Origin of the sequence: Methanocalculus taiwanensis (assembly GCF_024372745.1) — an archaeon.
Lineage (GTDB): Archaea > Halobacteriota > Methanomicrobia > Methanomicrobiales > Methanocorpusculaceae > Methanocalculus > Methanocalculus taiwanensis.
This window is the reverse complement of the sequence record NZ_VOTZ01000001.1, coordinates 33,593-55,999: the sequence shown is the minus strand read 5'-3', so window position 1 is coordinate 55,999 and position 22,407 is coordinate 33,593. Positions and strand designations below refer to the sequence as shown.

18 protein-coding genes are annotated in these 22,407 nt (G+C 55.0%); 11 read left to right on the top strand and 7 right to left on the bottom strand.

Annotated elements, in window-relative coordinates; genetic code table 11:
- Positions 1-14 precede the first annotated feature (14 nt).
- Positions 15-617 carry a DUF2179 domain-containing protein gene (locus tag FTO68_RS00225; protein WP_255331337.1) on the top strand — a complete coding sequence of 201 codons (603 nt, stop codon included), beginning with the start codon at positions 15-17 and terminating at the stop codon, positions 615-617.
- 1 nt (position 618) lies between these two features.
- Here FTO68_RS00225 and FTO68_RS00220 read toward each other — a convergent pair whose 3' ends face one another.
- On the bottom strand, positions 619-1,794 hold the full coding sequence (locus FTO68_RS00220) for a HEAT repeat domain-containing protein (RefSeq protein WP_255331336.1): 1,176 nt from the start codon (positions 1,792-1,794) through the stop codon (positions 619-621).
- A 44-nt stretch (positions 1,795-1,838) separates the two neighbouring features.
- Positions 1,839-2,774 (bottom strand): 2-phospho-L-lactate transferase, encoded by a 936-nt coding sequence (cofD, locus tag FTO68_RS00215; protein ID WP_255331464.1) that lies wholly within the window; start codon positions 2,772-2,774, stop codon positions 1,839-1,841.
- Between the two features lie 71 nt (positions 2,775-2,845).
- Here cofD and FTO68_RS00210 point away from each other — a divergent pair, with 71 nt between their 5' ends.
- From FTO68_RS00210 to FTO68_RS00190, 5 genes are read left to right on the top strand one after another with little or no spacing between them, the layout of a single operon-like run.
- Positions 2,846-5,209, top strand: a complete 2,364-nt coding sequence (locus FTO68_RS00210) for a PAS domain S-box protein (RefSeq protein WP_255331335.1) — start codon at positions 2,846-2,848, stop codon at positions 5,207-5,209.
- An 8-nt stretch (positions 5,210-5,217) separates the two neighbouring features.
- Positions 5,218-6,477, top strand: a complete 1,260-nt coding sequence (locus FTO68_RS00205; protein ID WP_255331334.1) for an HD domain-containing protein — start codon at positions 5,218-5,220, stop codon at positions 6,475-6,477.
- 1 nt (position 6,478) lies between these two features.
- A complete protein-coding gene (locus FTO68_RS00200) occupies positions 6,479-7,030 on the top strand; it encodes a UbiX family flavin prenyltransferase (protein WP_255331333.1) in 552 nt (183 codons plus the stop codon).
- Positions 7,023-8,267, top strand: a complete 1,245-nt coding sequence (locus tag FTO68_RS00195) for a UbiD family decarboxylase (RefSeq protein WP_255331332.1) — start codon at positions 7,023-7,025, stop codon at positions 8,265-8,267. Before FTO68_RS00200 ends, FTO68_RS00195 begins: the two co-directional genes overlap by 8 nt.
- A complete protein-coding gene (locus tag FTO68_RS00190) occupies positions 8,267-9,448 on the top strand; it encodes an aconitase X (protein WP_255331331.1) in 1,182 nt (393 codons plus the stop codon). The genes FTO68_RS00195 and FTO68_RS00190 overlap by 1 nt, the downstream gene beginning before the upstream one ends.
- A gap of 204 nt (positions 9,449-9,652) precedes the next feature.
- Here the strand turns inward: FTO68_RS00190 and FTO68_RS00185 are convergent, their stop codons facing one another.
- Genes FTO68_RS00185 through FTO68_RS00165 form a run of 5 tightly spaced genes read right to left on the bottom strand, consistent with a single transcriptional unit; the run spans position 9,653 to position 14,420 of the window.
- Positions 9,653-10,210, bottom strand: coding sequence for a DUF6691 family protein (locus tag FTO68_RS00185; protein WP_255331330.1), 558 nt, complete (start codon positions 10,208-10,210; stop codon positions 9,653-9,655).
- 12 nt (positions 10,211-10,222) lie between these two features.
- Positions 10,223-10,747, bottom strand: coding sequence for a YeeE/YedE thiosulfate transporter family protein (locus tag FTO68_RS00180; RefSeq protein ID WP_255331329.1), 525 nt, complete (start codon positions 10,745-10,747; stop codon positions 10,223-10,225).
- A gap of 29 nt (positions 10,748-10,776) precedes the next feature.
- The gene (locus FTO68_RS00175) at positions 10,777-12,147 is read right to left on the bottom strand and encodes an MBL fold metallo-hydrolase (protein WP_255331328.1); all 1,371 of its coding nucleotides are present in this window, start codon (positions 12,145-12,147) and stop codon (positions 10,777-10,779) included.
- Positions 12,148-12,162: 15 nt separating this feature from the next.
- Entirely contained in the window at positions 12,163-13,941 is a 1,779-nt protein-coding gene (locus FTO68_RS00170) for an SLC13 family permease (RefSeq protein ID WP_255331327.1), read from the bottom strand.
- Positions 13,942-13,985: 44 nt separating this feature from the next.
- On the bottom strand, positions 13,986-14,420 hold the full coding sequence (locus tag FTO68_RS00165) for a metal-dependent transcriptional regulator (RefSeq protein WP_255331326.1): 435 nt from the start codon (positions 14,418-14,420) through the stop codon (positions 13,986-13,988).
- A gap of 615 nt (positions 14,421-15,035) precedes the next feature.
- Between FTO68_RS00165 and FTO68_RS00160 the strand changes: the two genes are divergently transcribed.
- From FTO68_RS00160 to FTO68_RS00140, 5 genes are all read left to right on the top strand, one after another.
- Positions 15,036-16,214 (top strand): HEAT repeat domain-containing protein, encoded by a 1,179-nt coding sequence (locus tag FTO68_RS00160; protein ID WP_255331325.1) that lies wholly within the window; start codon positions 15,036-15,038, stop codon positions 16,212-16,214.
- Between the two features lie 79 nt (positions 16,215-16,293).
- A complete protein-coding gene (locus FTO68_RS00155; protein ID WP_255331324.1) occupies positions 16,294-17,007 on the top strand; it encodes a DUF432 domain-containing protein in 714 nt (237 codons plus the stop codon).
- Complete coding sequence (locus tag FTO68_RS00150; RefSeq protein WP_255331323.1) at positions 17,008-17,967, top strand: mechanosensitive ion channel family protein; 960 nt, start codon at positions 17,008-17,010, stop codon at positions 17,965-17,967.
- Entirely contained in the window at positions 17,957-18,460 is a 504-nt protein-coding gene (locus FTO68_RS00145; protein ID WP_255331322.1) for a HEAT repeat domain-containing protein, read from the top strand. The genes FTO68_RS00150 and FTO68_RS00145 overlap by 11 nt, the downstream gene beginning before the upstream one ends.
- Positions 18,461-18,465: 5 nt before the next feature.
- The gene (locus tag FTO68_RS00140) at positions 18,466-22,362 is read left to right on the top strand and encodes a DNA-directed DNA polymerase II large subunit (RefSeq protein WP_255331321.1); all 3,897 of its coding nucleotides are present in this window, start codon (positions 18,466-18,468) and stop codon (positions 22,360-22,362) included.
- Positions 22,363-22,407 lie beyond the last annotated feature (45 nt).

The following is a 22,407-nucleotide window of genomic DNA, read 5'->3' as shown; positions in this document are numbered from 1 at the left end:
TTTGGTAACGGGATATGGAGATCATCGGTATTCCTGTAGCGGATCTCTATACCTGGGTGATCATCCCTCTCTTCATCATCGTCGCCCGTATCGTCGATGTCAGCATGGGGACGCTCAGGATCATCTTTGTTGCCCGTGGATACCGGTATCTCGCCCCCACACTCGGTTTTTTTGAGGTGATCGTCTGGCTCCTTGCCATCGGCGAGATCATGAAGAACCTGAATAATCCTGCCTGCTATATTGCCTATGGGCTTGGATTTGCGCTCGGTAACTTCTTAGGCATCCTCATTGAGGATCACCTCTCAATCGGACAGGTGATTGTACGGGTAATCACAAACCGTGATGCGACCCAGCTCGTCGAGACATTAAAACAGAAGAACTTCGGTATCACCTCGATCAATGCCGAAGGGGCGACTGGTGAGGTCAAACTGATCTTCTGTGTCATCAACAGGTCCCGTATGACCGAGATCATCGAGCTGATCAAGCACTTCAACCCCAACGCCTTCTACTCTGTTGAGGATGTCCGTTCTGTAAAAGAGGGGATATTCCCCACTGAAAAACCAGGCTTTCTCAGCTCACACCTCAATGCGATGAAGGTGAGAAGAAAGCAGAAGTAGCCTACCTTCTTTTAATCTGCTCGATAGCCTCAAATGCCTCACGGCGGACCGATGGATCACTATCCTGGAGGAGATCGATGAGGGGCTCATGTGCTTCATAGCTACCGATCTCACCGAGGATAACTGCCGCACGCTTTCTCATGGATGGATCTTCATTCTTCAGGTACACAATCAATGATGGAACTGCCGGCTCACCCATCCCGGCAAGTATCTCCATAGCTCCTTCACTGACACGTAGATCGGTGTTCTCAAAAGCTGCGGTGATCTCTGGCAGTGCCGATTTCCCAAAGCCGGAAAGTGCGGCAATCGCTGAATTCCGCACCTCGGGATCCGGATCGGCGAGTGTCCCGATCAGGTGTGAGACCGTGTTCAGATCCTTGATCTCTCCGAGAATACGGATTCCTGACTGCCGCATCGCCGGGTCCTGGTGATGCAGCATATTGGTTATGTCTGTTCTTCCTGCAGATCCGATCCCGGCAAGCGCCTCTTCGGCATAGGATCTGATCGCAGGCCCGGCCTCTTCAAGCGTTCTGATCAGCGGACCAACAGCAGGTTTCCCTATCCGGATACAGGCGTTTATCGCAGCCTTCCGGACTGCTCCGATCGGATCGCCGAGGAGCCCCATCAGTACCGGGATCCCCTGCTCATCCGGGAGATGGCCATAGGCCTCTGCGGCTGCCGCCCTGACCGACTGATCGGGATCATTGAGCGCTTTTGTCAGCGCCTCGCCCCGGTTCTGGTTCTTCATCATTGCGATTGCACCGACTGCACATGATCGGATGTCAGCAGATGGGTTGTCGAGTGCCACTACAAGTGGGGGAAACGCCGGGTTGCCGATGATGGTAAGTGCCCGGATGATCTCTCTCTTTACATCCGTTCTTGCCCCATCGAGGGCCAAAATCATCGGTTCGACAGCTGGCAGCCCGATCCCGGCAAGACCAGTACCGGCAGCTCTCCGCACCCTCCAGCTCTCATCACTGAGCGTGTTGATCAGCAGCGGGATCGCCGGAGCGCCGATACCGGCAATCGAATGTACAGCGGCAATCCGAACCTCGGGATCGGGGTTTCCGAGCGAATCATCAAGTGAAAGACGCGGGAGATGTGCTTCTTCGGTACCTTCTACACTCTCCCGGGCTTTCTTTCCGTCCCTTGATCTGAACCATCCAAATAGACCCATAGCATACCTCTCTGTGAAGTAATCGTCTGATGGTGGGTATATAATTACCTCTTTGGCTGCTCTCCCGCAATCCTCTGTCTCTGTCCCTCTACAATCGAAAGGATATCCCAGGCAAGGGATTCGCTCTCCCGTGGCCCGGTCATCATCGTCTTCAGCCGGAGACTCCCCTCGCACTCAATCCCGTCATCAATATCCTGTACAAAGAGATCGACGATATCCCCGTATGCCTCCCGTGTCCCATTTGAATCCGGACTCCTCCCCCAGGCTTTCATCAGTGCTGCGGCCGGACCCGATACGGGCCTGCTCCCGATAAAGGGGCTGATTGCAATGACATATGCATCCATAAGCGCCTCCCGCACACCCGCACATTCCAGGATCGGGCCGATGCTTGTCACCGGGTTTGAGGGGCCGATGATCACCGCATCGCTCCTTTCGATCAAATCGAGAACAGCATCGGTTGCAACCGGCGGCGTATCATATTCCCGGATGATCCCCGTTATTTCGACATTGCCCCGGTGGGTGACCCAGTACTCCTGGAAATGCATGGGGCCGTTCTCTGTTGCCACATAGGTTGTAACCGGAGAATCGCACATCGGGATAACAGTTGCTTCGACACCAAGGGCTGAACCAATCTTTGCGGTTGCTTCGGTGAGGGTTTTTCCCTCTCTGAGGAGATTGCCGCGTGCGATATGTATCCCCCGGTCCCGGTCGCCGATTGCGATCGACTCGGGCATCCCGATCCGCTCCAGGTACCGGTTCGTCTCAAAACTATCCCCCCGGATCCCCCACCAGGTCTCAGTGTTTAAGATGCCTGCAAAGAGGTACAGCACGGTATCGATATCAGGGGAGAGGTGGTTTCCCGATACCCACATATCCTCTGCGGTGTTGACGATAACCGCGAGATCGGAGTCATGGAGCACCTGGCGCATGCCCCGGATCAGCTTCGGGGTTCCGGTGCCCCCCGAGAGGAGAGTAATCATACTGATGATCTCTTCTTCAGAACAAAAGAGCTTTTGCGGATGATCCCGGATAGGCAGGTTTTTCATTTTACATGACAATCATCCATGATAGGAATCCTGCTATTATGGATGGATGTCCCGCTCCATGTCTTACGTTCTTTGCTGAAAAAACCGAGGATCTCGTCTATAGATTCCGGGTGCCGCGCGGAGGCGATCCAGAGGTGCTCTTTATCTCGGGATCTGTACGCATTATCCTCGGTTACACCCCTGATGAATTTGCCGATGATCCCTCATTGCTTATCCGTATCCTCCCGGAGGATGATCGCAGCTTTTTCAAAGAGATTGCATGCAAAGATGGGGAGTGTGCCTGCACTCTTCACCTGACCGCAAAGGATGGATCGATCCGGGTGATCGAGACGAAGAACGCCACACTCGCAGATCCAAAAACCGGCGATCTGATCATCGAGGGTATCGGCCGGGATGTAACCGATTCGATCGAGCGTGAAAAGGAGATTATATCCCGTGATCGCATCCTTGAAGCGGTCGGGTATACAGCGTCCGGTTTTCTCTCGAAAGGAGACTGGGAGAGCCGGATACATACCGTGATCAGAAGGCTCGGGGAGGCGGCTGATGCCTCTCGTGCATATCTCTATATGATTGACTGGAGAGGTGATATCCCGAGTGCCTGGCTGAAGGGCGAGTGGAATGCCGGGGGCATTGACGCTGGCAAACCCTACTATCTTGATGGCGGCAGGTACACAGAAGGTCTCCCACTCCTTCTCTGCGGAGAGACGATCGCAGGATCGCTTCGGGATCTCGGAACCTTTGGCGAAATGGTCAGGCAGGCATCTCCGGATACGCAATCGATTCTCTTTGTACCAATCAACGTCAAGGGAAGGGTGTCCGGGTTCATCGGATTTGATGAATGCCGGTATGAACGAATCTGGAGCCAGCCTGAGATCCAGGCGCTTGAGATCGCAGGCCGGATCATCGCAGCTGCAATCAAGCGGAATTCCGATCACCAGGCCCTTGTTGCAAGCGAAAACCGGTTTCGGGGTATCTTTGAACACAGCCCCCTTGGGATGGTGCTCACCGGTCCCGATTACATGATCGTCGAAGCAAATCCTGCGTTCTCACGCATGATAGGATACTCGCGTTCTGAGCTTCTTTTCCTCTCATTTAAGGATCTGACCCACCCGGATGATATTCCCGGAAATGAACGGGGCCTTTTTGATCTGATGCAGGGCAAGGTGCCGATTTACCGGTTGGAGAAGCGGTACATCAGGAATGGCGGCAGCGTCTTCTGGGCAGATGTCACGGTTGCACCTGTTGCCACGCCGGACGGGAACGGCTATATCGCCATGATCCGGGATATCTCCCTCAGAAAGGAAGCGGAGCGGAGGCTTGCCGAGAGCGAGGAGATGCACCGCTCGTTCCTCCAGCATTTCCATGGAATCGTCTACCGTTTTGTCGAAGGGGAGCCGGTCTTCCTCCATGGTGCAGTTACCGAGATCACCGGGTACCGGCCTGACGAGATCGGTTCTGGCAACCCCTCATGGTCATCACTTATCCATCCTGCCGATGCACCGGATATCATGAGCCGGTACGATCATCTCTACGCCTCGCCAGGCGACCGGTTCAGTGCAGATTACCGGATTATTCACCGGGACGGTAGCCTGCGGTGGGTGCATGAGGTGATCAAGCACAGGATTGGAGAGGCAGGCACCTCAATCATCGAGGCATCGATCTTTGATATCACCCGCAGGCGGGAGATGGAGGAGGCACTCTCCCGGTCAAATGAGAAGCTCAACCTCCTTCAGAGCTTAACCCGGCATGATATCTTCAACCAGCTCATGGGGCTCTCGGCATACACGGAGCTGATGAAGGATCTGATCACCGATCCGATAGGATCCGAGTATTGTGCAGGCCTTGAAGCAACGATCGAGCGGATCCACAGGATCTCCAGATTCACCCAGGATTACCAGAAGGTCGGGGTGCATGGTCCGGCCTGGCAGGATCTCAGGGAGGTGATCAACCGGGGTTTTGATGCCAGGAACCCGGATGGGATCACCCTTCTGAACGAGGTGCCGGTATATGAGATCTATGCCGATCCCCTCCTTGAGAAGGTCGTATACAACCTCGTCGATAACACCGGCAAGTACGGCGGCGACTCGGTATCCCGGTTCCGTGTCTCCTGCCATGAGGAGGATGGCGACCTCTTGATCCTTCTCGAAGATGACGGGGATGGGATCGAGCCCGCATTACAGCCTCACCTCTTCGAGTACGGGGCGGGCAGGGGCACCGGCCTCGGCCTCTTCCTTATCAGCGAGATCCTCTCGATCACCGGTATTGGGATCGAAGCTGCTCCGGGCACCCTTGGAGGTGCTGGCTTCCAGATCCGGGTGCCAGCCGGCGGATGGCGGGGAGGGGTATATAATACCTCTCGTGCCTCATAGATCTCGTTATGCATCATCGAGGGGTATCGCCATCCCGTACCGCCAGGGCAAAGATGATCAAGGATCCGGTTCACGGGGATATCGAGGTGGATGATTCGATCCGCTTCCTCCTCGATACGCCCGCCATGCAAAGGCTCCGGATGGTCCGCCAGCTCGGTTTCTCCTTTCTGGTCTATCCAGGTGCAAACCATTCCCGGTTCGAGCATGCTCTTGGGACGATGCATCTGGCAACCCGCCTCTGCAGACATCTCTCCCTCGATCCGGATGACTCGCTCCTCCTCCGTGCATCTGCCCTCCTCCACGATATCGGCCACGGCCCGTTCTCCCATGCGACAGAGCCGGTGATGGAGGCTTTTTTGCACCATGGACATGATAGCGTGGCTCATCTGCTCGAGGACGAAGCACTCGCACCCCCCCTTGCCAGCCTCGGCCTTGATCCAGCTGAAGTTGCCCGCGTGATCGGGGGAGATCATCCGCTTGCCGGTGCGATTCATGGGGAGCTGGATGTCGACCGGATGGATTACTTAAACCGGGATGCCCACTACACGGGGGTTCCCTATGGTGCGGTCGATTCACACCGGATCATCAGGAGCACGGTGCTCACGGAGTCAGGACTTATTCTGGACGATTCCGGTGTGCAGGCGGCAGAATCACTCCTTGTGGCGAGGACCCTGATGCGGCCTGCGGTCTACTACCATCATGTCTCACGGATCGCCGAACGGATGTTCCTCATTGCTGCGCTGGATCACTGCACCCATGGAGGCGATCCAGACAGGCTGGTTGGGATGGATGATCCGGAATGCATCCAGCATTTCAGGGAATCAAAGAGCGGGGTTACACGGGATATGATTAAGCGCCTTCTTACACGGAACCTCTACAAGCGTGCCGTCTATATCGGTGTAGGCTCGGTCAACCGGGCACGGATTCCACAACCGGATCTTCGTGCCTCATTTGCTCTGGCAGAAGAGATTGCTTCTCATGCCGGTGTTGGTTCCCACGAGGTCTGCGTGGATATCCCGAAATTTCCATCAGAGATGGTGATGTGTGTGCAGGTTCGGAACCGGCATGATATCGTCTCGCTCGATGAGATATCGCCTTTAATCCGGGGGATGAATGAGATCCGGCGATCACAGTGGCGGCTTGGCGTTTATTGTCCGCAGGAGCTGGCAGAGGAGGTTGCCCTGGCAGCAGCAGAGGTGCTCTCGATCCGTCCGGCAACAAAACAAGATAAGCTTCTAATAGATACAGATGAAGGAGGGGAGAGATAAGATGAAAGAACTGGTTGTCGGGGTGACCGGCGCAAGCGGAATGATCTATGCGGAACGGCTGTTGACCGAGCTTCAGAAGCAGTGCCGTGTGCACCTTGTGATGAGCGAAACGGCAGAGACAATTGCTGATCTCGAGGAGGTCTCGTTCTCGGATTTCTCAGTGATTCGTGAGGGAAATTCTGATCTGGCAGCAACAATCGCGAGCGGATCATTCCGGTTTGACGGGATGGTGGTTGTGCCCTGCTCGATGAAGTCTCTTGCAGAGATCGCACATGGCATCTCGGATACGCTGATCGGGAGAGCCGCCGATGTCTGCCTGAAGGAGCGACGGCCCCTGATCCTGGTGCCGCGGGAGACGCCGTATTCACGGGTGCATCTCCAGAATATGCTTGCAGCCCATGATGCCGGTGCGACAATCCTTCCGGCATCCCCTCCTTTCTACCAGAAACCCAATACAATCGAGGATCTGGCGGATATGATCGTCTCACGTATACTGGATCACCTTAAGATCGAACATACAATCGGATCACGGTGGAGTGGATATCATGCGTGAATTTATCGAGACATTGCGGGAAGCCGCTCTCCTGAAAGAAATAGACGGGGAGGTGGAGACGACTTTTGAAGCGGCACAGATGGCATATGAAACAGATATGCCGCTCCTCTTCAAAAACCTCGGTGGCGGCAGGCGGGGCGTGATGAATCTCACAGCCAACAGGGAGACCCTGGCGCTTGCTCTTGGGATGAATCAAAAGGGGATGGTGCCGCAACTTGCCGGGTGCAGGTACGATGGGAGCGTCATCGATGACGGGACGCTTGGTACCTCTGAACCCGATCTCGGTTCAATCCCGGTGATGACCCATTTCCCAAAAGATGCGGGTGCCTATATCACCGCCGGAATCGTCTTCTCCTCATATGGCGGGGTGGAGAATGCCTCCATCCACCGGATGCTTGTTGCCGGAAAGGATCGGCTTGTTGCCCGGATCGTCGAGGGGCGGCATACCTACCAGCTGATGAAGGCCGCTCATGCAGCCGGGGGGAAGCTCCCGATCGGTATTGCAATCGGTGTCCATCCGGCGGTGACGTTCGCCTCCTGCACCAGGGTGCCGAGCGGAAAAGAGCTTGCCTATGCCTCTGAACTGCTTGGCGGGGAGATCCGGGTGAAGACGCTGTCAAATGGCGTCCGGGTGCCTGATGCCGAGTACATCCTCGAAGGGTATCTCACCGCTGAGAGTGCCCCGGAAGGGCCGTTTGTCGATATCACCGGGACATATGATCCGATCAGGAGCCAGCCGGTGATCGAGATCACCGGGATTGCAGCGAAACAGGATCCGATCTACCACGGAATTCTTCCGGCTGGCGCTGAGCACCGCCTCCTGATGGGTGCACCGTATGAGCCCCGGATCTACCAGTCGGTTGCCGGGGTGACGAAGGTAAAAGATGTCCTCCTGACACGGGGCGGAGCCGGATACCTCCATGCGGTCGTCCAGATCGAGAAGCAGACCGAAGGAGACGGGAAGAATGCGATCATGGCAGCATTTGCCGCTCACACCTCGCTCAAGCATGTGGTGATCGTCGATTTCGATATCGCGATCAATGATCCCGAGGATGTTGAGTTTGCAATTGCAACCCGTGTCCGCGGCGATTGTGATATCATGGTGATCTCCGGCGTCCGGGGTTCGTCACTTGATCCGTCCCGGATTGCAGATGGCCTGAACGTGAAGGTCGGAGTGGATGCAACGATGCCGCTTGGGCGGGAAGATGAGTATATCAGAGCAGGATGGGATGCATAATGGAGCTGGACAGATCAGATGAAGAGATCCTTTCGGGAGAGTATGGAGAGACACGGAGGGTGATGCTTGAGATCTTAATCGCCCTTGGAAAGATATACGGTGCAGAGCGGCTGATCCCGGTATCGAGCGTACAGGTGAGCGGGGCATCCTACAAGACGATCGGTGATGCGGGTCTTGAATGGCTGGAAGGGCTTGATGCCCGTGCGGTGGTTCCTGCATTTTTAAATCCGATCGGGATGCCAAGAGAGGAGTGGAGCGAGATGGGGATCGATCCAGCATTTGCCGGGAAACAGGAGGAGATCCTGACTGCTTATAAGCGGCTTGGGATCCGCCTCACCTGCACCTGCACACCCTACTATCACCAGATTGTGCAGTATGGTGACCACCTCGCCTGGTCTGAGTCATCTGCGGTTGCCTATGCAAACTCGGTGCTTGGTGCCCGGACGAACCGGGAAGGGGGGCCGTCAGCCCTTGCCTCGGCACTGATCGGGAAGACTCCTGAATATGGCCTCCATATCATGAAGAAACGCCTGCCGAACGTGATCGTTTCCCTCGATGATCCGGCTGCCGCAAAGGAGTGGGGCCCGGCAGAGTACGGGGCGCTTGGATATGTTGCCGGAAAGGAAGTTGGAAACGCAGTCCCGTTCTTCCGGGGGCTGCGTCCAAACCGTGACCGTTTAAAGGCGCTTGGTGCTGCAATGGCGGCTACCGGTGCCGTTGCGCTCTTCCATGTTGAAGATATCACCCCTGAGGCACGGGTGCCGTTCTTCAAGCAGTCGTTCTCAGTGGATGAGAAGGAGCAGATCGAGATCGCCGTGTCCGACGTGAACGCAGTCTTCTCGGATATCGAGGTGAATGCGGTTGCAGTCGGCTGCCCCCATCTCTCGGAGGATGAACTGAGAACAGTCGCAGATCTCCTGTCAGGGAAGAAGGTCACAAAACCATTCTTCATCTTCGTCTCGCAGGAGATGATAAATGAGCACCGCGATCTCGTCACCATAATCGACAGATCAGGTGCCCATGTCTATGCAGATACCTGTATGGTGGTCTCCCCGGCAACTGATAAGCTCGGCTCGGTGATGACCAATTCCGGGAAGGCCTTCTCCTATCTCCCGGCGATGTGCGGGGTTGTCCCCCGGCTTGGGACGATCGAGGACTGTGTACGGGTCGCGACCGAATAATCACTTCAATATCTTTTTTCGGCTTTTGGCCGGTCCAGACTATTGATAGAATGTTCTATCTGAAATGAATGAGATAAACCATCTTCTCTTCAGCCGGATATCTCTCCGATATACAACGGTCGTATCGTTTCTTTTCCTGAGGACGCCAAAGAGGCGTTCGGCAATGAAGGGATAATGGTGTATCTCCTCCCATACCTCTGCATCTTAAAACCCAATCATCCGGAGCAGAAACAGCACTGCCACGATCAGCACTGCAACCACCGGCACGATAAATGCCGCCCGCACACCGAGCAGCTCCGGTATTGTTTCTGCCGGGAAGATACCTCTGTTCAGGACTTTCCTGTCCAGCCGGGGGTAGAGCCGGGCGAAGATGCCTGCTCCTATCACGATCCCGATCATCCCGACGAGTGCATCAAGGGCACCGGAGCCGACCGCAGCGCCTGCTGTGCCGGGACAGTACCCAAGGACCGCAAACCCGGCACCGAAGATCAGGCCGCCGATAACCGTAGCACCCACTGACCCGACTTTTGTGTGGAGATGGACAAACCCTGCTGCCTTCATTATGTATATGCCGATCATCCCGACCAGGATCGCGGTCATCATGATCTGCACAACCGTGAAGTCGGTGAGGAGGAGCTGGCCGAGGATCACATCATAGCTGGCCACCCCTCCCTTCTGGAGGAGGAAGCCGAAGATGATCCCAAATATAAGCCCGAGAAGTACCTGGGCCTTTGTATTGGATCTCAATTCATCAAATGCCATTGTTAAGTCCCCTCACAGGAATGCAAACCCATAGATCATCCCGGCGACAAGGATGCCGCCGATGAAGAAGAAGATCACCGCCACCCAGCTGGCAAGACCTAGCTGGAGTGTGCCGGAAATACCGTGGCCGGAGGTGCAGCCGCCTGCCCATCGGGCGCCAAGCCCCATCAGGATGCCCCCGACCAATGCAACAGCTGCCCGGAAGAGGGCATCTGTTCCAAATGCCCCTGCAAAGAGCGGCGGCACCGTCAGCAGGGAGAAGGTGCCGGAGAGGGATGCGGAGATGAATCCCCCTATCAGAATACCGATCACAATAATCCACTGCCAGTCGACAGTCGGTGTGATCTTCTGGTAGTATGCCATTGAATCTGCTTTCTCACGTGAGATTGCCGTCTCCACCATCCCGGCGGTCTTCGCATAGGCAGTCGATGCCCCAAGAGGCCGGTCGGAGAGGAGGAATGTAAGCCATATCAGGACACCGATCCCCGCTCCGACGATATAAGGCGACCACGTCGCCGCTGTAAGCCATTCGATCATCTTTCATCTCCCTTTTCACGTCTCGTTCTTCACGGAACAGGTGCAAACCCGGCCCTGCTGTATGCGGTATAGCCGCCGCCAAGGTTTAAAACCCTCTCTATCCCGTGCATTTTCAGGATGCTTGCGGCAATGCTCGCTCTCTGCCCGCCCCGGCACATCACAATGTAGTGCTGATCGCTCTTCAGCTCAGTAAAACGGGTCCTGAGATCATGCCAGGGAATATGGATCGACTGTTCTGCATGGGCAAAATCCCACTCCTCCTGTGAGCGGACATCGATTAGGGTTGCCTTGCCACTTTGTACGAGCATATCAGCCTCTTTTGGCGGGATCACCGGCACCCGTGAGATCGGAAATGCCGCTGTACCCCAGGCGAGCATGCCGCCTTCGAGGAATCCGGATACAGAATCGAACCCGACCCGCCTCAGCTGGAGGGCAGCTTCCTCTGCCTGCTGCTTTCCTTCGAGGACCAGAACAATCTCCTGATTCGGTGGGAGTACCCAGCCCGCCTGAGTGGCAAAGCTACCAGAGAGATCGATATGCCAGGTCTTTGGGATATGCATACCAGAGAATGCCGGGTAGCTCCGGACATCCAGCAGAAGGGCGCCGCCTTTAATCTTCTCAGAGAAGGTCTTTGGATCAACCAGGGCGGGACTTTTCAGGTTTCGCATCAGCTCAGGTCCCTTTCTGTTAATCTCGGAACAGCGGGCAAAATGGTCTGGTGCGGCGGGCATATCCGAGGTGAGTGCCCGTATGAACTCCTCTTTTGTCTTAATCAGGAGGGCGTAATTGTACTTTTTTTCGTACCCGATCGTACTCGTACGCTTTGCTGCCATCGCCCTCCCGCAGAGGGACCCCATTCCGTGCGCCGGATAGACCTCGACCTCGTCGGGGAGGGTCATGATCTTTGTATGCAGATTGTCATAGAGGGAAGATGCGAGCTCTTCTGCCATCCCGGGGAAGAGATCCGGCCTCCCGACATCACCGACAAAGAGTGTGTCGCCCGAAAAGAGGGCAACAGGTGTCTCGCCGCGGGCGAGATCGGTGGCGATGTAGGCGATATGTTCGGGCGTATGGCCTGCGGTGTCGATCACTGCAAACCGGATGTCTTCAAGATCGATTACATCGCCTTCTGCAACAGGGGTATGCGGGAAAGCGCAGTCCCCTGATTCTGGTGCATAGATTGTGGCACCGGTCAGATCTGCCAGATCGAGATGGCCCGAGACGAAGTCCGCGTGCAGATGGGTCTCGAGGATATGGGTTATTTTCAGGCTATTCTGCGATGCATATTCGATGTACCTGCCAATATCCCGTGAGGGATCAATGACAGCACATGCCTTGTTCCCGGCAACGATATAGGAGCTGTGGGCGATGCCGGGAATGAAAAACTGCTGGATGATCATAGGGCTTCAACTGCTCTATGCGATGAGGAGGTAAATGAGTGTTGTGGCTATTGCGATGAAGATGACTGTCATTACACTGCCTGCTTTGAGATAGTCCCTCGTGCTGTATCCACCCGGACCCATTAAGAGGGCATTCACCTGATGTGTCGGGAGGATGAAGGAGTTTGAGGCACAGACAGCCACGAGGAGTGCCAGGGCAGTCGGCTCGATCCCGGTCCCGGCACCGGTGATCATCACAAGCGGTACCAGCAGGACGGTTGCGGCGACATTCGAGATGATCAGGGAGAGCACTGTTGCAAGCACCGCCACTGCTGCGAGGATTACAATCGGGTGGGTGCCGATGAGCGCTTCTGTAAGGGATCCGGCGATGAGGGCGGCTGCCCCGGATTTTTCCATCGCGATCCCAAGTGGGATAAGCCCTGCGATCAGGACAACCGTCTTCCATTCAATGGCCCGGTACGCTTCGTCGATCGAGAGGATACCGGCGATCACCATCGCTGCGGCACCGGTGAGGAGTGCGAGCGAGAGGGGAACCCCGGTCATGGTGAGGGCGAGTGCTCCTGCGAAGATCAACACGGCGAGCGTCCCTTTGCCATGCCGCATCTCCTCGCCTTCGGGATGGGTGAGGAGGATCAGATCCCGGTTTCCGGCAAGGAGCCTGAGTGTATCCCATGAGCCAAAAGCAATGATGGTGTCTCCGGCTGCAAGTGGAATATCCGAGAAATCAACCCGGTTCTCGGTCTCACCACTGACATGGAGGATCGGCTCGATCGAGAACCGCTGCCGAAACCCGATCTCACGCGGGGTCTTTCCTATGATGGAAGCTTTTGGCCGGACAGTCAGTTCTGCAAACCCAAATCCCTCGCCATCCAGGATTTCTTTCAGCCTGCTGTCTTCAATGGTGGGGATGCAGCCTGAATCTTCGATAAACTTCTGGAAATTCTCTTCAGATCCGAGGAATGCCAGCTCCTGTGAAGGTTCAAGACGGGTTGAGCGTGACGGGGCGACCGTGATATCCTTATAAGTCCTGACTGCGAGGAGATCGAGTCCGTACCGGATCTTGAAGAACGCTTCTTCACGGGTCTGTCCGACAAAGGAGGATTTTGGAGGGAGTATGCAGGTTCGCACCGGGTGATCGATCCCCCATATCTCGGCAATTGTCGGGCCCGGAAGCTTCTCCTCCTTCTGCGGGAGGAGGGTGTTTCCGAAGAAGGCGAAGAGTGCAACCCCTGCGATCAAAAGGGCAAGGCCGATAGGGGTGACGGCGAAGAGGCCGAAGGGCTCTGCACCTGACTGGCTGAGGAGATCGTTTAAGACGATCAGGGGGCCGGATCCGATCATCGTAATGCTTCCACCGAGTATTGCGGCAAATCCCATCGGCATCATCAGCCGCGATACCGGGATCTTCGTCTGTTTACTGATCCTCCTCATCGCCGGAAGGAAGAGGGCGGCAGCCCCGATATTCTGCATCAGTGAGGATAGGAGGCCGACAGTGATCCCGATCGTCGAGCTGACCTGCCGCTCTTCTGTTCCGGCATACTTCACGATCGAGCGGGCAAGTCTGGAGGTGATTCCGGTCCTCTCGATCCCATAGCCGAGGATCATCACCGATGCCATCGCCATTACCGCATTTGAGGCAAAGCCTGATATTGCCTCCACTGGTGTGATGAGGCCAAGCCATGCGAGGGCGATTGCTGCGCCGATTGCGACGAGATCGATCCTGACACGGTCGCTTACAAAGAGGACGATCGTTGTAAGAAGGACGATACCAACGAGAAGGATATCCGGATCCATTCAGAACATCTGGTGATGAGGCGGATAAGAGGAAAAAGGTTGCCTCAGGTGCGGGAGAGCCGTGCTGCTGTCAGGTGGCGTTTCAGCGTCTCCGCTGCCTCGGTATCTGAACCAAAGCAGTCGAGAAGTGCCCTGATCTGCTGGATTGTTTCCGGATGCAGCTCGTGTTCCATGAAACAGGCGTCTTTCTCGGCAACTGTTTCGGGCACTTTCAGGAGGAGGAGGAACTCCTTGAGGGTTTCATGGCGGAGATGGACAGATCTGCCGATTGACTCGCCTTCTGGCAGGAGAACGACCCCTTCGTACCTCCGGTATTCAATCAGGCCAAAGGAATGGAGTTTCCGAAACATCTCAACAACGGTTGAGGGCCTGACTCCAAGTTCGAGGGCGACATCCTTTGTCCGGGCATATCCTTTTCTGCTTGTTACCCGGTAGATTGCCTCGAGATAGTCTTCTGCCTTCCGCGAGAGGTGTTTCACATTACATCCTCTGTTTCTGACAGGTATAGAATGTTTTCCTCCTTGATGTCTGTGCTGCATACCAGAAATGCTCCCAAACTGAATAACTATCTGGTATTTGGTTGATAAGAATCTCTGCCGAATATGTTTTGGAACCATATTCAAATCCGAGATCTTTGAAAAGGAGAACGGAGAAAAGTGCCCAAAGGCTGGTGCATACAGCATATCATATCAGGGCACATGGATGAGGTATTGATTAACCATTGGCTGAAGTGATGGTAATCCATGTTTATCCCGGGAACTGTGGCCTCCGAAAGCCTTTGTCCGGGATGGTGTCTGTTCCTTCTTCTGTCTCACCTCCTGGTGTAATGGTGCGATCCCATCATGTCCTCTTCTTTTCCCATATGCCTGAGGACTGCGGGTCGCTATACTACTCTTTTGTCGTTTGGGAGTGATGAGGTGTTCCCAAACACAATTCGCTTTTTTCCTCCTCTCCGAATGATTTCCTGCTGATATGAACCTGCCCGAATGATTGTGCGCATCGCTCTCCTGCCGGATGATTCAATGATATCGCTTGCGAAATTGAATTGTGACTCTTTCGATGGACATATATTCCACAATGCATGATAGAAGAGTATGGATCAGCCGGGAGATCGGAATGTTCAGATTATAATTGTGATCATGGGGCTTCTCCTCGCAACAGCAGCAGAGCTGATCTATCATGCAGGCGACGGCGTTGTAGCGGGCTACACCCATCTCTATTATATCATCATCATCGTCTCTGCATTCTATTTCCGGTATTATGGCGTTGCCACCGGTGTATATCTCGCTATTGTGCATATCTATGCTGATTTTGTCGTAACCGGGTCAGTGACCGCAGATGCTGCCTTCCGTGCCGGATCATTCATCATTGCCGGTCTCCTCTCCGGCTACCTCTTCTCAACATATATCAGGGAAGGGCATGTACGGGAGATGCTTGAGGATAGCATGTACCGGGTGCGGGCAATGATGGTGAGCGAGGGCGATATCGTGAAGATGAGAAAAGGGGGTGATCTTCCCGCCCTTCTGACTGTTCTTGCGCACGGCGAGCTTGATCAGCGCTATTCTGCAATAGATGCGCTTGGTCTCCTCCGTGATCCCCGTGCGATTGAACTACTTGTTGAAACCCTGCAAAGCGATGCTTATTCCGGGCTCCGGTGGAAGGCGGCAGAGGCGCTTGCCAGAATCGGCCCGCCTGCTGTTGGCCCGTTGATCACCCTGCTGGATGATTCCGATGATGATGTCAGATGGAAGGTCGCCATTGCCCTCGGCGAGATCGGGGATCCGCGGGCAGTTACCCCACTGATCGCACGCCTCTCTGATCCCGATGCCTATGTCCGGAGCCGGGTTGCACTGGCACTCGGATCCATAGGGGATCCGGCGATAACCGGCCTTAAAAACTCTCTTTCATCTCCTGATCCGGCGATCCGGGCTGCTGCGGTGACCGCATGCGGGGTGATCGAATCAGATCTGGTGATCCCACCGCTCATTGATGCCCTCTTTGATCCTGTCGATATGGTCAGCCTTGAAGCGGCAATGTCGCTTTCAAAGATCGGATCCACGGCTATCCCCCTGCTCCTTGAAGTCATCAGATCTGTATCTCCAGATGATCTACGTACTCTTATGCTGGAGCGGGGCCTTGCTGAAGCCGTCATCGGGATCTTTGCGGATGCAGATTCCAACCAGCGTTTCCAGCTTGCCTCTTCTCTTGAAGAACTCGCAGATCCAACCCTTGTACCTTTCATTGAAGAACTGATGGCTGGGAAATCAGAATAACTGTCTATTTTGTCTTTTTTGGAGAAATATCCCTGATACGAGGTAACCTTTATTGGCTGGTGGATACCAGATCACTCCTGTGTACGGGAAATTTGGATATGAATTTTGTGTCGAAAAGGATGACCTGAAGGTCTGCTTTTCAAAAGACGACGATTTTCTCAGGTATCACCGCAACCTTGGCGGAACGGTTGTGGAGCGGATCATCGCCTCTGAATCCGGGACGGTGATCATCAATCCGGTGGAGCCTTTGAACCTGCCTGATGAGGTGACCCGGTTCCTTGAGATCCGGTTCGAACCGATCGAGATCGAGCCGGAGGCAACACGCCGGATTTATGTCACCTTTCCGATCGAGATTGCTGTCTTCCTCATGAAGAACGATGCGTACCGTTGTATTGATATCTTTTCGAGAGTGCCGCCAAAGTACTCGCTCTATGGCCCGACCGATACCGGCGTGATCACCCGGTATCACTGGAGTGAGGTCTTCCTCAGGCGTCCTGAACCGGATCCAAGCCTCTATGGAGTTGTTGAGCTGGATCTGATGAATTCGACAAAGAACTGGGTAGAGGTATCCCGGGTGGTCTTTGAAAACTTCGGGATGAAGATATACTATGATAATGATCTCGTCTCAATGAGTGCCGGTATGAAGATCTACACGCAGAAGCTTGCTTATACCGCCTTTGAGGATAAGCCGATTATTAGCGGGATGCAGAAGTCAATCGAACTCTACTATTCGCGGAAACTCGCGGGTGTTGATAAGCTGGCGTACTACGCGATGGATGAGGGGCTGGTATAGATGAGCGCTATTGATGATGGTGTAGAAAGTAACGGCAGTTCCATCTTTGATCTGCTCTCTATACCTGTTCTTGGGGATATAACCCTGCTCGACATCCTGTGGGTTGCAATCATCGCCATTGCTGGTGTTATTATTGTGCGCATCGTCAGGATATGGCTGAAACGGAGTTTCGGTGAGAAGGTTGCAAAACCGGATCTCGATCTGATGATCACTCTCGTCTCATATTTTGTCTATATCGTAGTGATCCTCAGTATCCTCCCCTATCTCCACTTTGATCTCTCCGGCCTCTTTGTTGCAGGTGGTATCATCGCAGTCGCTGTTGCGTTTGCTACCCAGAATATTGTTTCAAACCTGGTATCGGGGATATTCCTCCTCTTTGAGCGGCCGATCAAGATCGGGGATAATGTGTCTATCGGTTCACTGACAGCAACTGTACAGAAGATCCAGATCATGTCGACGATTGTCAGGACATATGATGGCATGTATGTCAGGGTTCCAAACTCCAAGCTCTTCACAAGCGATATCACGAACCTCGTTATCCACCCGGCACGCCGGTTTGACTACACAATCGGCATCCGGTACCAGGATGATGCGAAGAAAGCAATTTCTATCATCAAATCGATGATCGAGAAAGAGCCATATGCACTGAAAAGCCCCGCCCCATCGGTGTATGTGGACAAGCTCGATGATTCGAGTGTCAATATCGTGGTGAAGATCTGGTCTCCCTCCCTCTACTGGTGGGGGCTCCGGACAGAGCTGCTCTGGAAGATAAAGGTAGAGCTTGAGAAGAACGATATTCAGATCCCCTTCCCGCAGCAGGAGGTCTGGTTCAATAATATCCTCAAGACCGATATGAAGGCCGTGAAGGGTCCGCCCCCTATTAAGGAGATACCTTTTCAGGATGAAGGGTCTGATACGAAGGTTGGTAAGCCAAAGCCCGGAGATACCCATGACTGGTAGGATAGCAATCCTTGCCCTGAAGAAGGCGGTTGGCGAGCCCGTTCTGGCTGCCCGCCGTTCAGCAGAAGAGGCACTTGCGGAATGCGGTCCGGATGCGATTCCCGAGATTGTCAGGGCACTTGGAGAAGCGCCGCAGACGATGCGGTGGTATCTTGCTCGTGCCATTGCCCGGATGGGCCTTCCGGCATTTGAGCCGGTGATTGAAGAGATCAGAAGGACTGATAACCCTGAGGTGCGGCGGTATCTGACCGCTTCACTTGCGGCGTTTGGTGAAGCGGCGATCCCGCTCCTTATCAGGCTGCTTGCGGATGACGATGTCGCAGTCCGTGGGGCAGCGGCACTGGCGCTTTGCAGAATCGGCGATCCAGCCATGCCAGCGCTGAAAGAAGTATCTGAGGGTGATGATCCCTTCCTCAGGAATTCAGCCGGGCTCGTCCTCTTCCGGATGGGTGAAGAGGGGATAATGACACTCTTTTCAGAAGACGGGGAGTAAAGGCCATGGAGCTTCCGGCGATGTCGATAGCGATGGAAGGCTATCTTGCTTCCCTGAACCGGCAGCTTGATGAGGCGCTCCGGATAGCACAAGAGGCACGTTCACGGGGTATTGATCCCGCAATAAACCCGGAGATACCGATCGCAAATGATCTTGCCGATCGTGTCGAGGCGCTTCTTGCTATTCCCGGTGTGGCGGCACGTATCCGTGAGCTGGAAGCAGAGATGTCACGTGAGGAGGCGGCGCTGAAAATCGGGGATGATTTTGTTGCCCGGAAGTTCGGGGAGACCTCGCGTGAGGAGGTGGTCGATCACGCGATCCGGTGTTCGATGGCGCTTTTAACCGAAGGTGTGGTCTCTGCTCCGACGGAAGGAATAGCCAAGGTGGGTTTTGGAAAAAATGATGATGGTACCGAGTACCTCAAGATCTACTATGCCGGGCCGATCCGGTCAGCAGGCGGCACCGCACAGGCGCTTTCGGTGCTTGTCGGCGACTATGTACGGCAGGGGCTCGGCATTAACCGGTATATCCCACGCCAGAATGAGATTGAGCGGTATATCGAGGAGATCCGGCAGTATAACAATATTTTGAGCCTCCAGTATGCGCCGACAGATGCAGAGCTTCGGCTGATCATCGGGAACTGTCCGGTCTGTATTGATGGCGAGCCGACCGAAAAAGAGGAGGTCTCGGGATACCGGAACCTCGATCGGGTGGAGACGAACGCCGTCCGTGGCGGGATGGCGCTTGTTATTGCAGAAGGGCTCGCCCTGAAAGCCCCGAAAGTCCAGAAGAATGTCCGGAAGATGAAGATGGAGGGGTGGGAATGGCTCGATCAGCTCGTTTCCGGCACAAAGACGGGCGGCGAAGAGGTGGAGCAGGGAATAAAGCCCAAAGACAAATTCATCAGGGATACCATTGCCGGCCGCCCGGTCTTTGCCTACCCGATGCGGAAAGGGGGATTCCGGCTCAGGCTTGGGCGTGCGAGAAATACCGGCCTCGCCGCCGGAGGCTTAAATCCCGCGACGATGTACATCCTCGGCGAGTACCTCTCACCTGGCACCCAGCTGAAGGTGGAGCGGCCCGGAAAAGCGGCCGGAATTGTGCCTGTCGATTCAATTGAGGGGCCGACGGTCCGGCTCAGGTCTGGTGAGGTGAGGCGGATTGATTCAGGAAAGGAGGCAAAGGAGGTTGCAAAGGAGATCGAGCATATTCTTGATGTCGGCGAGATCTTAATCAGCTTTGGGGAGTTCCTTGAGAATAACCATCCGCTTGTGCCTCCGTCCTACTGTGAGGAATGGTGGCTCCAGGAAGGCGGTCCCCGGCATCCTGCAAACGAAATGGAGGCGATCAGTTTCGCAATGAATGGTGCGTACCTCCATCCCGATTACACCTGGTTCTTTGATGATCTCTCCCATGAAGAGTTCTGCAGGCTTGCTGAGCTGGTTGTGGAGCGTGGACGGATGGCAGAGGGGGTGCTCAGGATCAGGCTTGATGACGAGGTTAAGGGGCTCATCGAGGAGACCCTTGTTCCACATACGGTTGAGAATGGAGAGATTGTTCTTCACACCTGCTATTCATTCCTCGCCTGCCTTGGCCTTGGCCTGGATCTCTCGCGCCGCCCCGGCTGGCAAAGCCTGCCTGATTGCGGAAACGGTCTTCTCTGTGCGTCTCACCTGAGCGGTTTTAAACTTCGTTCAAAGGCAGGAACCCGGATCGGCGGCAGGATGGGCAGGCCAGGGAAATCCGCTCCAAGGAAGATGAAGACTGCGCCTCATGCACTTTTTCCAATCGGAAACGAAGGGGGTGCCCGGCGCTCGTTCCAGGGAGCAGGCGCAAAGCGGCGGCAGGAGACAATGGAAGATGGGGATCTCTATATCGATGTCGAGACGCAGGGCCAGATCTCAATTGAGGTAGGTGAGCGGCGGTGCACCGTCTGCGGGGAGAAGACCTTCTGGAACCGGTGTTCATGCGGGGGGCATACGCTGCCGGTCTTCAGGTGTGTCCACTGTAACAAGGAGATTACAGATGGCGACCGCTGTCCACGGTGCGATGCGCCGCTCACCTGCACAACAGAAGTAGAGATTAATATTAAAAAGGAGTATGAATCCGCACTCGCTACTCTGGGGATGCAGCAATCGGATCTGAAGCTCCTGAAGGGAGTCAAAGGGCTGATCTCCCGCGAGCGGTCGGTTGAGCCGATTGAAAAAGGGATCCTCCGGGCAGTCCGGGATCTCTTCGTCTTCAAGGACGGAACTGTCAGGTACGATATGATCGATCTCCCCCTCACCCACTTCCGCCCATCTGAGATCGGGGTGCCGCCCGAGAGGCTCCGCGAGCTTGGGTACGTGAAGGATATCGAGGGGGATGATCTGGTGGATAGTAACCAGATCTGTGAGCTGAAGCCGCAGGATATCCTTGTTTCAGAGGACTGCGGCGAATATCTCCTCAAGGTGGCAGGTTTTATGGATGATCTCCTTGAGAAGGTGTATGGCCTGCCCCGGTTCTATAATGCAGAGAAGCCCGTGGATCTCGTCGGCCAGCTCTTGATCGGGCTCGCACCTCATACGAGTGCGGGTGTTCTTGCCCGGCTGATCGGATATTCCCGGGCGCTTGTGGGGTATGCCCATCCTTTCTTCCATGCAGCAAAACGCCGTAACTGTTTCCATGGCGATACAGAGATCGAGGTATACGGGCAGTCCGGCTGGAGGAAGATGCCGATCCGGGATTTTGTTATTGAGAATTTCGATATCTCGCAGCCCGGGTGCGACCGGCTCGGGACCTTCTATTCAGATCCTGCATTCCCTCATATGCTTGTGGCAGTGGATACAAATGGAAACCCGAAGATGAGGAAGATCACCTCGGTCTCGGTTCATCGTGCCCCGGCACATCTTATCCTTTTTGAGACTGAGCGTGGTAAGAAGCTTGCGGTAACCCCTGATCATGCGATGGTTGTCTGGGATTGTGCATATCTGCGGAAGATCCGTGCCCTTGAGGTGAAGCCGGGGGCACGGGTTCCGGTGATGGAGGGGGGTATGGTGATTGCGGACACGATCAAGACTGCTGAACCGGTTCCCTGCCTTGATGACCGGGTGTACTGTGTTACGGTGGCAGATGATCACACTCTCCATGCAAACGGGATATTTACCGGTCAGTGCGACGGTGATGAGGACTGCGTGATGCTGCTTCTGGATGGCTTAATCAACTTTTCGCGTTCGTTCCTGCCTGAGACGCGGGGCGGCTCGATGGATGCCCCGCTCGTCCTGACGAGCCGGATTGACCCAGGCGAGGTCGATAAGGAGACCCTGAATGTGGATGTGATGAGCCGGTATCCGCTTTCGGTGTACGAAGCCTGCCTCACCTACACGCAGCCAAAAGAGCTTGAGAAGGTGGTGGATCACGTGGAGCTTAGGATCGGCACCCCCGGCCAGTACGAAGGGTTCTCATTCACCCATGATACGACAGATATCTCGGCAGGACCTGAGACGACGATGTATACCCGGCTTGGGTCGATGGTGGATAAGCTGGATGCAGAGCTCGTTCTTGCGAGGATGATCCGTGCTGTTGACGAGGATGATCTTGCTGAGCGTGTCCTGACGACCCATTTCATCCGCGACATGATCGGGAACCTAAATGCCTTCTCAAAGCAGGGATTCCGGTGTCCCCGGTGCGGTTTGAAGTTCCGAAGGATGCCGCTTGCCGGGAAATGCCGGTGCGGGAACAAGATTATCGCCACGGTCTCGGAGGGTGCGGTGAAGAAATACCTGGCGGCATCGCTCTCGATCTGTGAGGAGTTTTTGGTCTCCGAGTACACAAAGCAGCGGATTGCGGTGATCAATGCCTCCATCAACTCGACATTCGGGGAGGAGCAGAAGCTCCAGCTGGGGCTTGCGGATTTTATGTAGATCGAGGAATGTTTTTTGCATTGGAGCGCAAATATACTTCCTTCA